General features: G+C 71.0%; 12 protein-coding genes. 5 read left to right on the top strand and 7 right to left on the bottom strand.

The features are described from left to right. Positions 1-144 precede the first annotated feature (144 nt). The 4 genes from AB0G74_RS12115 to coxB all read right to left on the bottom strand — a co-directional run bounded on the left by AB0G74_RS12115 (position 145) and on the right by coxB (position 4,608). Complete coding sequence (locus tag AB0G74_RS12115; RefSeq protein ID WP_361143928.1) at positions 145-1,395, bottom strand: Ig-like domain-containing protein; 1,251 nt, start codon at positions 1,393-1,395, stop codon at positions 145-147. Between the two features lie 128 nt (positions 1,396-1,523). Further along, positions 1,524-1,922 carry a cytochrome c oxidase subunit 4 gene (locus AB0G74_RS12110; RefSeq protein WP_361143926.1) on the bottom strand — a complete coding sequence of 133 codons (399 nt, stop codon included), beginning with the start codon at positions 1,920-1,922 and terminating at the stop codon, positions 1,524-1,526. Continuing rightward, positions 1,919-3,646 (bottom strand): cytochrome c oxidase subunit I, encoded by a 1,728-nt coding sequence (gene ctaD, locus AB0G74_RS12105; RefSeq protein ID WP_358828751.1) that lies wholly within the window; start codon positions 3,644-3,646, stop codon positions 1,919-1,921. The genes AB0G74_RS12110 and ctaD overlap by 4 nt, the downstream gene beginning before the upstream one ends. Beyond that, entirely contained in the window at positions 3,643-4,608 is a 966-nt protein-coding gene (gene coxB, locus AB0G74_RS12100; RefSeq protein WP_361143923.1) for a cytochrome c oxidase subunit II, read from the bottom strand. The genes ctaD and coxB overlap by 4 nt, the downstream gene beginning before the upstream one ends. Before the next feature lie 409 nt (positions 4,609-5,017). Between coxB and AB0G74_RS12095 the strand changes: the two genes are divergently transcribed. After that, positions 5,018-6,409 carry an aminotransferase class V-fold PLP-dependent enzyme gene (locus AB0G74_RS12095; protein WP_361143920.1) on the top strand — a complete coding sequence of 464 codons (1,392 nt, stop codon included), beginning with the start codon at positions 5,018-5,020 and terminating at the stop codon, positions 6,407-6,409. Positions 6,410-6,662: 253 nt separating this feature from the next. Here the strand turns inward: AB0G74_RS12095 and AB0G74_RS12090 are convergent, their stop codons facing one another. Further along, a complete protein-coding gene (locus AB0G74_RS12090) occupies positions 6,663-7,634 on the bottom strand; it encodes a carbohydrate kinase family protein (protein WP_361143918.1) in 972 nt (323 codons plus the stop codon). Between the two features lie 131 nt (positions 7,635-7,765). Here AB0G74_RS12090 and AB0G74_RS12085 point away from each other — a divergent pair, with 131 nt between their 5' ends. Together AB0G74_RS12085 and AB0G74_RS12080 are read left to right on the top strand one after the other, a co-directional pair. Further along, positions 7,766-7,969, top strand: coding sequence for a hypothetical protein (locus AB0G74_RS12085; protein ID WP_361143915.1), 204 nt, complete (start codon positions 7,766-7,768; stop codon positions 7,967-7,969). A gap of 140 nt (positions 7,970-8,109) precedes the next feature. Next, positions 8,110-9,633 carry a hypothetical protein gene (locus AB0G74_RS12080; protein ID WP_361143912.1) on the top strand — a complete coding sequence of 508 codons (1,524 nt, stop codon included), beginning with the start codon at positions 8,110-8,112 and terminating at the stop codon, positions 9,631-9,633. Between the two features lie 242 nt (positions 9,634-9,875). Here the strand turns inward: AB0G74_RS12080 and AB0G74_RS12075 are convergent, their stop codons facing one another. Beyond that, complete coding sequence (locus tag AB0G74_RS12075) at positions 9,876-10,232, bottom strand: iron-sulfur cluster assembly accessory protein (RefSeq protein ID WP_006349715.1); 357 nt, start codon at positions 10,230-10,232, stop codon at positions 9,876-9,878. A 288-nt stretch (positions 10,233-10,520) separates the two neighbouring features. Between AB0G74_RS12075 and nadA the strand changes: the two genes are divergently transcribed. Together nadA and AB0G74_RS12065 are read left to right on the top strand one after the other, a co-directional pair. Then, the gene (nadA, locus tag AB0G74_RS12070; protein WP_361143909.1) at positions 10,521-11,726 is read left to right on the top strand and encodes a quinolinate synthase NadA; all 1,206 of its coding nucleotides are present in this window, start codon (positions 10,521-10,523) and stop codon (positions 11,724-11,726) included. 290 nt (positions 11,727-12,016) lie between these two features. After that, entirely contained in the window at positions 12,017-13,243 is a 1,227-nt protein-coding gene (locus tag AB0G74_RS12065; RefSeq protein WP_361143907.1) for a Bcr/CflA family efflux MFS transporter, read from the top strand. Here AB0G74_RS12065 and AB0G74_RS12060 read toward each other — a convergent pair. After that, positions 13,221-13,898 (bottom strand): alpha/beta hydrolase, encoded by a 678-nt coding sequence (locus tag AB0G74_RS12060; RefSeq protein ID WP_361143905.1) that lies wholly within the window; start codon positions 13,896-13,898, stop codon positions 13,221-13,223. The two genes, AB0G74_RS12065 and AB0G74_RS12060, sit on opposite strands and share 23 nt — an antisense overlap. Positions 13,899-14,021: the final 123 nt, after the last annotated feature.

The following is a 14,021-nucleotide window of genomic DNA, read 5'->3' as shown; positions in this document are numbered from 1 at the left end:
CGCTGAGGCCCCCGTTCCGTTTTCCCGGCGGTACGGGCCGGGAGGCGGCCGGACGGTCCCCGTACGGCCCCCTGAGCGCATTGGGGGGCCGTACGGGTGTACAGGGGGGCGGCGGGCGGGTCCACCCGCCCCGGGCGGCCGGGATCAGAGCCGGGGACGGAGCCGGGAGGTGTCGCCGACGGCGCTGCCGTCGGGCTTGGTCTCGGCTCGCAGCGCGCTGCCGCCGCGCCATTCGTCCCACTCCATGTTCCAGTCGCCGTAGCCGTTGCCGAAGACGTCCATGTCCTCGCCGATGCTGTTGATCACCTCGACGAGGTCGCCTTCCTTGAAGGTCTCGTAGAACCAGGCGGCGTTCCTGGTCGACATGCCGGTACAGCCGTGGCTGACGTTGGCGTAGCCGTGGGAGCCGAGGGACCAGGGCGCGGCGTGGACGTACTCACCGCTCCAGGTGACCCGGGTGGCGTAGTAGACGGGCAGGTTGTACGCCTCGTCGCCGAAGATGCCGACGCTGGAGCCGCGCATCCGGACGAAGTACTCCTTGCCGAGGACGACCTTGACGCCGTTGCGGGTGGCGAAGCCGGGTTTGCCGGTGGTGACCGGGACCGTGTTGATGACCTCGCCGTTGCGGAGCACCGTCATCCAGTGCGACGAGGCGTCCACCACGGCCTCCATCCGGTCGCCGAACTCCATGGTGAGGGACTCGGTCGGCGGGCCGCCGTAGAGCCCCTTGGCGATCTTCACACCCTGGAGGTTGTTGGTGACGGTCACCTTGCCGCCCGCGGGCCAGTACTCCTTGGGGCGGTAGTGCAGGACCTCGTCGTTGAGCCAGTGCCAGGCGCCCTCGACCCCGGGTTTGACATCGACCTTCAGTCCGCGTTCCACGGCCTTGCGGGCGGCCCGGTCCACCGGGGCGCTCAGTTCGGCGATGATCGGCTGGCCGACCCCGTACTCGCCCGACTCGGGGCCGAACTCCACGGTCAGCGCCTTCTTGGCGGCGGCGGTGGTGAAGGTGTGCGTACGGGCGCCGGGAGAGCCCTCGGCGTTCTCGGTGGCGACCCTGGCGGTATAGCGGGCCCCGGCGGAGAGCGGGGCCGTGGAGCGCCAGCGGACCCCGTCGGCGGAGAGTTCGCCGGCCAGGTGGTGCCCGGTGTCGTCGGTCACGGTCACATCCGTGATGCGCCCCTCCTCGCGCTGGACCGTGACCTCCAGCGGCTTGTCCGGATCGACCTTGGTACCGCCGAGCGGTGTGTTGAAGGTGATCTGCTTCGCCGCGTCGTAGGGCTTGACGGTCAGCGGGTCGGGGGCACTCTCGCCGCAGGCGATCGCCACCGCTCCGAGGGAGACCAGCAGCAGGGAGCAGCGCAGAGCCGTACGAAACCGGGGCGTGTCGTTCATAACTCACACGGTAGGAAGATCGCCTTCCGGGGGCGCGCTGGGTGCGTACAAAAGGGGTGGGCCCGGGTCCCCCTGGGTGAAGGGGGACCCGGGCCCGGTGTGTGTCGTTGACACGGCCCCACTGATGACTACTGGTTCTGGTTCTCGCCCTTGTAGTACTCGAAGACCCAGCCCCAGATGCCGACGAGGATGATGGGCGCCGAGTAGTACATCAGCCACCAGCCGACCGCCACCGAGAGGAAGGCGAGCGCGCTGCCGAAGGCGAGGGCGAGCGGCTGCCAGCTGTGCGGGGAGAAGAATCCCAGCTCGCCGGCCTCGTCCGCGACATCGGCCTCCTTGTCGTCCTGGGCCATCGCGTCGACCCGCCGGGCCGTGAAGGCCAGGTAGAAGCCGACCATGACGCTCAGGCCGAAGGCCATGAAGAGCGCGGTGGTTCCGGCCGGCTCCTTCGACCAGACGCCGTAGAGGATGGCGACGGCGAGGATGAAGACGCTCAGCCAGATGAACATCCGTCCCTGGATCTTCACTTGCCGGACTCCTTCCCGGTGGTGAGGGCGGTGTCGGCGTGGTCGAGCTGGTCCAGAGCCGCGATCTCGGGGTGGTGCAGATCGAACGCCGGGGATTCCGAACGGATCCGCGGGAGGGTGAGGAAGTTATGCCGCGGGGGCGGGCAGGACGTAGCCCATTCGAGCGAGCGTCCGTAGCCCCACGGGTCGTCGACCTCGACCTTCTTGCCGTACTTGGCGGTCTTCCAGACGTTGTAGAAGAACGGCAGGAGCGACGCGCCGAGGACGAAGGAGCTGATGGTGGAGATGGTGTTCAGCGCCGTGAAGCCGTCGGCGGCCAGGTAGTCCGCGTACCGGCGGGGCATGCCCTCGGCGCCCAGCCAGTGCTGGACGAGGAAGGTGCCGTGGAAGCCGAGGAAGAGCGTCCAGAAGGTGATCTTGCCGAGCCGCTCGTCCAGCATCTTGCCGGTGAACTTGGGCCACCAGAAGTGGAAGCCCGCGAACATCGCGAAGACCACGGTGCCGAAGACGACGTAGTGGAAGTGCGCCACCACGAAGTACGAGTCGGAGACGTGGAAGTCCAGCGGCGGCGAGGCCAGGATGACACCGGTCAGACCACCGAAGGTGAAGGTGATCAGGAAGCCGATGGTCCAGAGCATCGGGGTCTCGAAGGAGAGGGACCCCTTCCACATCGTGCCGATCCAGTTGAAGAACTTCACACCGGTCGGTACCGCGATGAGGAATGTCATGAAGGAGAAGAACGGCAGTAGCACGCCGCCGGTGACGTACATGTGGTGCGCCCAGACCGTCACCGAGAGACCGGCGATGGCGATGGTGGCGGCGACCAGGCCCATGTAGCCGAACATCGGCTTCCGCGAGAAGACCGGGATGATCTCCGAGACGATGCCGAAGAACGGCAGGGCGATGATGTACACCTCTGGATGGCCGAAGAACCAGAAGAGGTGCTGCCAGAGCAGGGCGCCGCCGTTGGCGGCGTCGAAGATATGGGCGCCGAATTTACGGTCCGCCTCCAGCGCGAAGAGCGCGGCGGCCAGCACCGGGAAGGCGAGCAGCACCAGCACACCGGTGAGCAGCACGTTCCAGGTGAAGATCGGCATCCGGAACATCGTCATGCCGGGCGCGCGCATGCAGATGATCGTGGTGATGAAGTTGACCGAGCCGAGGATCGTACCGAAGCCCGAGAGGGCCAGACCCATGATCCACATATCGGCGCCGACACCCGGCGAGCGGACGGCGTCCGACAGCGGGGAGTAGGCGAACCAGCCGAAGTCGGCCGCGCCCTGCGGGGTGAGGAAGCCGGCCACCGCGATGAGCGAGCCGAAGAGGTAGAGCCAGTACGCGAACATGTTCAGCCGCGGGAACGCCACATCGGGCGCGCCGATCTGCAGCGGCATGATCCAGTTGGCGAATCCGGCGAACAGCGGCGTCGCGAACATCAGCAGCATGATCGTGCCGTGCATCGTGAACGCCTGGTTGAACTGCTCGTTCGACATGATCTGCGTGCCGGGACGAGCGAGCTCGGCGCGCATGAAGAGCGCCATCACGCCACCGATGACGAAGAACACGAACGACGTGACCAGGTAGAGCGTACCAATGGTCTTGTGGTCGGTGGTGGTAAGCCACTTCACCACCACATTGCCGGGCTGCTTGCGCCGGACCGGCAGCTCGTTCTCGTACGAGTCGTCGGTCGCGGCGGCACCCTGGGGTTGGTTGAGGATGCTCACAGTTGGTTCTTCTCCGCGTTCTTGGCCGGCCTGGTCTGCTCGATGCCCGCCGGGACGTACCCGGTCTGACCCTTGTCAGCCAGTTCCTTCAGGTACGTCCGGTACTCCTCCGGCGAGACGACCTTGACGTTGAACAGCATCCGGGAGTGGTCGACACCGCAGAGCTCGGCGCACTTGCCGAGGAAGGTGCCCTCCTGAGTGGCGGTCACCTCGAACGCGTTGGTGTGCCCGGGGATCACGTCCTGCTTGAAGAGGAAGGGGACGACCCAGAAGGAGTGGATGACGTCACGGGAGGTCAGGATGAACCGGACCTTCTCCCCCTTCGGCAGGACCAGGGTCGGGCCCGGGTTGCCGGTCTCGGGGTTGCGGGTGCCGGGGATACCGGCCTCCCAGACGCCGCCCGCGTTGGCGGGGAGGTCGTTCAGCCACTTGTCCGGGATGGCCTTGAGGTTCTTGTCCGTCTTCGCGTCACCGGTCGAGCCGGGGACGTTCTCGATGTAGTTGAAGGCCCAGCTCCACTGGTAGCCGACCACGTTGACCGTGTGCGCCGGCTTGTCCGAGAGTGAGAGCAGCTTCGACTCGTCCCGGGCGGTGAAGTAGAAGAACACCGAGACGATGATGAGGGGGACGACGGTGTAGAGCGCCTCGATGGGGAGGTTGTACCTGGTCTGCGGAGGGACCTCCACCTTGGTTCGGCTGCGCCGGTGGAAGAAGACACTCCACAGGATCAGACCCCAGACGAGGACGCCGGTGACGAGCGCCGCCGCCCACGAGCCCTGCCAGAGGGAGAGGATGATGGGTGCCTCTTCCGTGACCGGGGTGGGCAGGCCCAGCCGGGGGAAGTCTTCCCAGGTGTATTCACAACCGGTGGCGGTAACCAGAATCAGGCCCGCAGTCAGCACCTGCGGCAGCTTCCGCCGCATCGGGCGCCGCGACGAGCGGTCGGAGCCGTTGGGACTCACGTAGCGCCTTCCCGAGAGTCTCGGCCCGCGCGCGACGGGTGCGGCCGTCTCGCTGGTCGGTCGCCGGCCCTGACGCGGGCAGGGGTTTGGATGTTTATGCGGACCAAACCCTACTGGACGCTATTTGGGGTCGCGCGGGGAGGGTGCCCAACGCGCCGTCCGACCCCCTGAAGGGGTGGAATCCCCCCGAAATTTCCCCGGATTTCCACCCCAAACGCAGGGCGTTCGGGGTGGCGCGGACGGCCCGGACCCACCGGTAGCGGAACCGGGCGGACCGCTCCGGGCGGCTCATGGAGGCGGTGATTCCGGCGGCCTCGCGAGGGTGCGGCGGCGGCGACGGCCGGGCGCGGCGCGGCGCCGGGCGGGGGGCGCAGGGGGGCCGGGGCCGTACGGGGCGTACGTTGAGGCCGTGCCCTACTTCGACGCCGCGTCCTCCGCTCCCCTGCACCCCGTGGCCCGGCAGGCGCTGCTCGCCGCCCTGGACGAGGGGTGGGCCGATCCGGCCCGGCTCTACCGGGAGGGGCGGCGGGCCCGGCTGCTGCTGGACGCCGCGCGGGAGGCGGCGGCGGAGGCGGTGGGCTGCCGTCCGGATGAGCTCACCTTCACTCCTTCGGGGACACGGGCGGTCCATCTCGGGGTGTCGGGGGCGGTGTCGGCGCGCCGCAGGGCGGGGCGCCGGGTGGTGGTGTCGGCGGTGGAGCACTCGTCGGTACTGCACGCGGCGGGCCGGTTCGTGGTGACGGAGGTCCCGGTGGACCGGCTGGGCCGGGTGTCGGAGTCCGCTTTCGCCGGGGCGCTCGGCCCGGACGGCTCCGGTGAGGGGGTGGCTCTGGCGTGTCTGCAGTCGGCGAACCACGAGACGGGTACGGAGCAGCCGGTGGCCGAGGTCGCCGGGGCCTGCCGGGAGGCGGGGGTGCCGCTGCTGGTGGACGCGGCGCAGTCGCTTGCCTGGGGTCCGGTGGGTGCGGAGTGGTCGCTGCTGGCGGGGAGCGCGCACAAGTGGGGCGGCCCGGCGGGGGTGGGGCTGCTCGCGGTCCGCAAGGGGGTGCGGTTCGCCCCGCAGGAGCCCGCGGACGAGCGGGAGTCGGGGCGTTCGGCGGGGTTCGAGAACCTGCCGGCGATCGTGGCCGCGGCGGCGTCCCTGCGGGCGGTCCGGGCGGACGCGGCGGCCGACGCGGTACGACTCCGGGGTCTGGTGGACCGGATCCGGGCCCGGGTCCCCGAGCTGGTGCCCGATGTCGAGGTGGTGGGCGACCCGGTCCGGCGGCTGCCGCATCTGGTCACCTTCTCCTGTCTCTATGTCGACGGGGAGAGTTTGCTGCACGAGCTGGACCGGGCGGGTTTCTCGGTGTCGTCGGGTTCGTCGTGTACGTCTTCGACGCTGACCCCGAGCCATGTGCTGCGGGCGATGGGGGTACTGAGCGAGGGCAATGTCCGGGTGTCCCTGCCGCCGGGTACGGAGTCGGCGGACGTGGATCGCTTTCTGGCCGTTCTGCCGGAGCTGGTGGCCGGGGTCCGGGCGAAGGTGGGTGCCCCGGTGGCGCCGGTCCGGTCCGAGGAGTCCGGCGGGGCGGATGAGTCCCCGGTCGTGGACGCGCTGGGGAGGCGTTGCCCGATTCCGGTGATCGAGCTGGCGAAGCTGCTTCCCCAGGTCGCGGTGGGCACCACGATCACGGTCCTGTCGGACGACGAGGCGGCTCGCCTGGACATTCCGGCCTGGTGCGAGATGCGGGGCCAGGAGTATCTGGGCGAGCGCCCGTCGGACCGGGGCACGGCCTATCTCGTCCGCCGGGTGTCGTAGTACGGCGGCGCGGACCCCCGGGCTCCCGGAGGGGCGGGGGGCCGTAGGAAGCGATCCGTACGCCCCCCCACTTCTCAAGCCGGGTGCCCCGGGTCGCCTCGCCCTGCCGTCGCCCCGGAGAGGGCGAGTGAGCCGAAGGGGCGCGCGGATTTCAGCAGGGAGAACGCGCGGAGATCGCGAGGTACGAGCGATCGAGCACGATCGACCGATGAAAACCGCTGAAGCGCCCCGGAGGCGAACCGAGCCACAAAAACTACAAATACTGCTTGACCTCGGTGGCGGCGTCGTGGCCGTACGCCTTGGTGAAGCGTTCCATGAAGTGGACTCGGCTGAGGGTGTACTCCTGGGTGCCGAGGGTTTCGACGACGAGGGTGGCGAGCATGCAGCCGACTTGGGCGGCGCGCTCGTGGCTGACGCCCCAGGAGAGTCCGGAGAGGAAGCCGGCCCGGAAGGCGTCGCCGACGCCGGTGGGGTCGACCTTGGCTTCTTCCTGGGGGCAGCCGACTTCGATGGCGGGTTCTCCGGCGCGTTCGATCCGGACGCCGCGGGAGCCGAGGGTGGTGACGCGGTGGCCGACGCGGTCGAGGATTTCCTGGTCGGTCCAGCCGGTCTTGCTCTCGATGAGGCCCTTCTCGTATTCGTTGGAGAAGAGGTAGAGGGAGCCGTCGAGCAGTATGCGGATCTCGTCGCCGCTCATGCGGGCGATCTGCTGGGAGAAGTCGGCGGCGAAGGGGATTGCGCGGGTGCGGCATTCCTCGGTGTGGCGGAGCATCGCTTCGGGGTCGTCGGCGGCGATGAGGACGAGGTCGAGTCCGCCGACGCGGTCGGCGACGGATTTGAGTTCGATGAGCCGGGCTTCGCTCATGGCGCCGGTGTAGAAGGAGCCGATCTGGTTGTGGTCGGCGTCGGTGGTGCAGACGAAGCGCGCGGTGTGGAGGACTTCGGAGATCCGTACGGAGCCGGTGTCGACGCCGTGGCGGTCGAGCCAGGCGCGGTATTCCTCGAAGTCGGCTCCGGCGGCGCCGACGAGGATCGGCCGGGTGCCGAGCTGGCCCATGCCGAAGCAGATGTTGGCGCCGACGCCTCCTCGGCGGACGTTGAGGGTGTCGACGAGGAAGGAGAGGGAGACCGTGTGGAGCTGGTCCGCGACGAGCTGGTCGGCGAAGCGACCGGGGAAGGTCATCAGATGGTCATTGGCGATGGATCCGGTGACTGCGATTCGCACGGCGTGTGGGCTCCTGTGGCGGGGTGGAAAAGACGCCTAACGCTACCCGGTCGTGTCAGGCCACCAAAGAACATAAACTACCCCATAGTAGATCCTTTTCCGGTGAACTTAGGGGTGCATACGGTGCGCTCATGACGAACTCGACCCCTGCTCCAGCGTTTCGCGACCCCGACTTCACCCTGGCCCAGCTTCGGGGTGACTGTGTGCGGATGGCTCCGCACTGGCCAATGGCGGCGCGGGTCGTTCCGGCTCCGGTGCCGCCGTCCTCGATCCGGGGTGTGGTGGTGCCTCCGGTGTCGGTCCGGCTGGTGGGCGGGCTGCCGGGCTTCGGCTGAGGGCGGGCGGGGCGGGTTCGGCGGGGCGCGCCGCGGCCTTCGGGGGGTGACCGCCGGGGAACCGTACGCGTCCGCCTTCCGTCCCATCGCCGTGGCTCCCACTCGGGGGACCGCCGGGGGGCGAGGCGAAGGAGTTCGCGGTGAGCGGTGCAAGGAGTTCGGAGGACGGCAAGGGGGTCACCCGCGGGCGTACCCCCCTGATCGCGTCGGTCGTGGCGGCCGTGCTGGTGGTGGGCGGCGGCAGTGGGCTCTATCTGGCGGTGGGCGGTTCGTCGGATTCCGGCGACCGGGGTGCGGCGGCCGGGAAGTCGGCGGACGACCGGGAGCCGCCGAAGATCCGGGCGGAGTCGGGGCTCTCCTCGGCTCCGGGCTCGGTGCCCGGGATAGCGCCGGGTGAGCCGGGGCCGCTGGGCGTGGTCCTGGAGCGCGGCAAGGGTGTCTCCTTCCCGGACGGGCCGGACGAGGCGGCGGTGTACCGGGCCGGTGGTGATCTCCCGGCGGCGGACGCGGCCCGGGTGGCGAAGGCGCTGGGGTTGCCGGAGGCGCCCCGGCGGAGCGGCGGGATGTGGCGTTCGGGTCCGGCGGCGGACGGTACGGGGCCGGTCGTGGATGTGGGCGGGAAGGCGCCGGGTTCGTGGTCGTACCGCGCGCACGGGGGCACGGAGGGCGGCGACGACTGTGCGAGTCCGACGGTCTGTGCCACCGGGCCGGGGGCGGTCGGGTCTTCGGGTGTTCCGGTGTCGGAGGCGCGGGCCCGGCAGGCGGCGGCTTCGGTGCTGAAGGCGCTGGGGTTGGGTGACGCGGTGGTCGACGCCCGGCAGACCGTGGGCGCGGACCGGATGGTGACGGCGGATCCGCTGGTCGGCGGGGTACGGACGCAGGGGTACGCGACCCGGTTGACAATCGGCCCGGACGGCACGGTGGTGCGGGGGAACGGGTTCGCGGCGGTGCCGTCGAAGCGGGACGTCTATCCGCTGGTGTCGGCGGACGAGGCGCTGCGGGAGGCCGGTCGGGCGGTGCTGGGGTCGGTCGGCGACGGCCGGTCGGGGCCGCCCGCGTGTGCCACGTCGGCTCCGCTCGGCGGCGGGGACGACGCGGTGAGTACGGACCGGGGCCTGACGGAGAAGTGCGGCCCGGCGCTTCCGGCGCCGCAGCGGACGGCGGTGGTCGGGGCGGTCCTGGGGCTGTCGGCGGTGCACGGAGCGGACGAGGTGACGTTCGTTCCGGCCTGGCTGTTCCGGGTGGCGGCGACGGGCGGGGGCCCGGGGTTCGTCCATGCGCAGCCCGCGGTGGAGAAGCGTTTTCTGGACAGTGCGCCCGCTCCGGTGCCGGGCGGCGGGAACAAGCCGCCGTCGGACGGCGGCGGGGATGTGTCACCGCCGGCCGGGAAGCCCGCGCCGACGGTGAGCGCGGTGACGGAGTACCGGGTGGACGGCCGGGCCTTGAAGCTGACCTTCTACGGCGGGGTCTGTGAGAGCTATCGGGCGTCGGCCCGGGAGAGCGGCGGTTCGGTCGAGGTCACGGTCGAGGGGAAGTGGAACACTCCGGGGAAGGCGTGTATCGCCGTCGCGAAGGAGCAGACGGTGGCGGTGACACTGGACGCGCCGCTGGGTGGCCGGAAGGTCGTGGACGCGGCGACGGGTGAGGCGGTCCCGCGGAGCTGACGGGTCCGGCGGGCGGGCCGGTGCGCGCGGCCGGTGTACGGCGGTCGGCGCCGGGGGTACGGGGCATGCTGCCCGTACCTCCGACGCTCATGACACCGCAACCGCCGCCGCGCCCGGCGCCGTAGAGCCGTAGAGCCGTAGAGTCATGGAACAGAACGAGGCGGCGGCCCCGGATCACCGGGGCCGCCGCCTCCGCCGTGTCTCCGGCCCGGCGCGGACGACGCGCCGGGCCGGATCCCGGCTCAGTTGAAGGAGTCGCCGCAGGCGCAGGAGCCGGTGGCGTTCGGGTTGTCGATGGTGAAGCCCTGCTTCTCGATGGTGTCGACGAAGTCGATGGAGGCGCCGCCCAGGTACGGGGCGCTCATCCGGTCGGTGACGACCTTGACGCCGTCGAAGTCCTTGACGACATCGCCGTCGAGGGAGCGCTCGTCGAAGAACAGCTGGTAACGCAGGCCGGAGCAGCCGCCGGGCTGGACGGCGACGCGCAGGGCCAGGTCGTCGCGGCCCTCCTGGTCGAGCAGGGCCTTCACCTTGGCCGCGGCGGCGTCGGACAGGAGGATGCCGTCGCTCACGGTCTGGGTCTCGTCCGATACGGACATCTGCTTCATCACTCCCGGGATGGGCTCCCCCCATCGCAGCAGGGGAGGTACGGAGACTGCTTGCCGACATTGCAACCGGCGGGGCCGCGGATTCATTCCGGGCCCGGGGCGGGTCTTGCGGGTCCTTCCCCTTCATGCTCGCACATCGCCCCCGGGGGGCATCGGGGGCCGTGGCGCCCGATCGGGAGGTGCGTCACATTGACGCTATCAACATCGTCAAAGTGACACGAAGTGATTATCATAGATAACGTCAATCAGACGAAAAGGGCTGATCGTAGAGAGAAAGGTGTGTGGGACGTGACCACCACCCCAGCCGGTACCGAGCTGCGGAGCGCCACGCTCGACGTGGAGCCGACGCCGCTCGCGTTGCTGCTGCTCGGCCGGGAGGCCGACCCGAGGAGCGAGCGCGGCGTCGAGTGTCCCGGCGATCTCCCGTCCCCGTCCGACCCGGACCTGGTGGAGCGGGCCCGGGCCGCCAAGGAGCGGCTGGGCGACCGGGTCTTCGTACTGGGTCACCACTACCAGCGCGACGAGGTCATCCAGTTCGCCGATGTCACCGGCGACTCCTTCAAGCTGGCCCGGGACGCGGCGGCCCGCCCGGAGGCCGAGTACATCGTCTTCTGCGGTGTCCACTTCATGGCCGAGTCCGCGGACATCCTCACCACCGACGCGCAGAAGGTCGTCCTGCCCGATCTGGCGGCCGGCTGCTCGATGGCCGACATGGCCACCGCCGAGCAGGTCGCCGAGTGCTGGGACGTACTGACCGAGGCCGGGATCGCCGAGCGGGTCGTCCCCGTCTCGTATATGAACTCCTCGGCGGACATCAAGGCGTTCACGGGCCGGCACGGCGGCACCATCTGCACCTCGTCCAATGCCAAGCGGGCCCTGGAGTGGGCCTTCGAGCAGGGCGAGCAGGTGCTCTTCCTGCCGGACCAGCACCTGGGGCGGAACACCGCCGTCCTCGATCTGGGGATGTCCCTGGACGACTGTGTGGTCTACAACCCGCACAAACCGAACGGCGGGCTCACCGCGGCCGAGCTGCGGGCCGCGAAGATGATCCTCTGGCGGGGCCACTGCTCGGTCCACGGGCGTTTCTCGCTCGACTCCGTCGAGGACGTCCGGGCCCGGATCCCCGGGGTCAACGTCCTGGTGCACCCCGAGTGCAAGCACGAGGTGGTGAACGCGGCGGACTACGTGGGTTCGACCGAGTACATCATCAAGAAGCTGGACGCGGCCCCGGCCGGGTCGAAGTGGGCGATCGGCACCGAGCTGAACCTGGTCCGCCGGGTGGCCGCGGCCCACCCGGACAAGGAGGTCGTCTTCCTCGACCGTACGGTCTGCTTCTGCTCCACGATGAACCGGATCGATCTGCCGCATCTGGTCTGGGCGCTGGAGTCGCTGGCCGACGGCGCGCTGGTGAACCGGATCCAGGTCGACCCGGAGACGGAGCGGTACGCCAAGCTGGCGCTGGAGCGGATGCTCGCCCTGCCGTAACACCGGCCGGACCCGGGCCCGGCCGCCCCGCCGCGGCCCGGTCCGGCCGGCCCACCGGGCGCCCCCGCCGTACCGTCGGCGGGGGCGCCCGGTGCTTTTCCCGGGCCCGGCCGTGGGCTACCGTACGGTTCATCCGGTGTCGAGCCGCCCTCCGAGCGGCTCCGCCTCTCCCGCCCCCGTGGGGGCGTTTCCCCGCCGCCCGTCGCGGCCGTCTCACCCGCGCTCACGCGTCTCTCCTTCATCAGCCACGCCCCGCCTCCCGTTCGCCTGCCCCGAGAGGTCGTGGTCTCGTGCCCCTGTTGCCGGTCGCGCTCGCACTGCTCTGTGTCGTCGGTCCGCTCTCCACCGATATGTATCTGCCCGTGCTCCCCGGTCTGGCCGGGGAACTGGGCACGGACGCGTCCGGGGCGCAGCTCACCCTGACCGCGTTCCTGGCCGGGATGGTCCTGGGCCATCTGGTCTTCGGCCCGCTGGGCGACCGCTTCGGGCGGCGCCGTCCGCTGCTGGCCGGGGCGGTGGGCTGTGCCGTGGCGACCGGTCTGTGCGCCGTGGCGCCGACCCTGCCGTGGCTGATCGCCTTCCGGTTCGCGGCCGGGTTCTGCGGGGCCGCCGGGGTGGTGCTGAGCCGGGCCGTGGTGGCCGATGTCCTGACCGGGGTCCGGGCCGCCCGGCTGGCGGGGCTGCTGGTCACCCTGGGCGGGCTGGCGCCGGTGGTGGCCCCGCCGCTGGGCGGCGCGGTCGCCGGGGTCCTCGGCGGGCGCGGTGTCTTCTGGGCGCTGGCGGCGGTGGCGGTGGTCGTGGTGGTGGCGGTGCTGATCGGCGTACCGGAGACACTGCCGCCGGAGCGGCGGGTCACCGGCGGTACGGCGGGCTTCGCCCGGTCCGTCCGGGCGGTTCTGCGCGACCGGGGCTATCTCGGCTGGACGGGCGCGTTCGGCTTCGGCTTCGCCGTGCTGTTCTGCTGGATCGCCGGGGCGCCCTTTCTGCTGCGGCGGATCCTCGGCCCCGGTGTCGGCGGTATGTCGGCCGTCTTCGCGGCGGGCGCGGCGGTCACGGCGCTGGCCGGTCTGCTGTCGGCCCGGCTGGTGGGGCGGGTGGGGCCCGAGCGGCTGCTGCGGACCGGGCTGCGGCTGCTGCTGGGCGGCTCGGCCGCGCTGCTCGCCGTCGCCGTCGCGGTGCCCGGGGAGCGGGTGACGGCGGCGCTCGTACTGCCGCCGCTGGGGGTGATCTGCGCGGGCCTCGGGCTGGTCACCCCGAACGCGGCGGCGCTGGCCCTGGCCCGGGTGCCGTACGCGGCCGGGACGGCGTCCGCGCTGCTCGGTACGTTTCAGAGCGCGGCCGGGGCGCTGGTGGCACCGCTGATGGGGCTGGGCGGCGGTTCGGCGCTGCTCCCCCTGGCGGTGGGGACGACGCTCTGCGCGGCGGCGGCCCTGCTGAGCGCCCGGGCGGCGGTATCCGGGGGTGTTCCGGGGCGACCGGTCGGGGAGCCGGAGGTCAGCCGCAGATCCAGTCGGTGAGCTGTTCCGGGCGGGCCAGGGCCACCAGATGGCCGCCGGGGAGGGGTTCCACCGGGATCCCGAGACGGTCGGCGACGACCTTGCGCTGGAACTCCAGGGGGAAGAACCGGTCGTCCCGGCCCTGGAGGAAGCGGGTCGGCACATCGGGCCAGGCGTCCAGCGGCCAGGGGTCGGCGAAGAGGGTCTCGGACGGGCCGCCGGGCGGGCCGATCGCCAGGGCCTCGTCGGCGATCTCCGGGGGTACGTCGTGGAAGAAGTCGACCAGCGGGTCGAAGGGCGCCTCCGGGTCCCGGCCGTCGCGGAGCGCCGCCGCGCGGCGGGCCTCGGGGTGCCCGGTGTTGGACCACCACTGTTCGGCGGTCTCCCCCGGCGCCGGGACCATGGCGTTGACCAGGATCAGCCGCTCGACCGGGATCCGGGAGCAGACCAGCGGGGCGACGAAGCCGGCCAGCGACTGGGCGACCACGACCAGCCGGCCGGGGGCGGCGTCCAACTGGTCGATCACCGCGTCCGCGTAGTCGTCGAGCCCCGCGGACCGGTCCTCGGGCAGATCGACGGCGATGGCCTCGTGTCCCCGGGACCGCAGTTCGGGCACGACCCGGTGCCAGTACCAGGCCCGGCCGTCGGCGCCGGGGATGAGCACATACTCCGTCATGCTCACATCGTGACCCACAAACCATAGTTTTGTGCGCTTTGCCCATCTTTCGGGCGCCGCGCCCCGGGCCGGTGACCGGTTCGAACGCGGGGAGCCCGCCCGTACTCGCGTACGGACGGGCTC

The sequence above is a fragment of the Streptomyces sp. NPDC020875 genome (genome assembly GCF_040641415.1).
Classification (GTDB): Bacteria; Actinomycetota; Actinomycetes; order Streptomycetales; family Streptomycetaceae; genus Streptomyces.
This window is presented reverse-complemented; position numbering and strand designations above follow the sequence as displayed.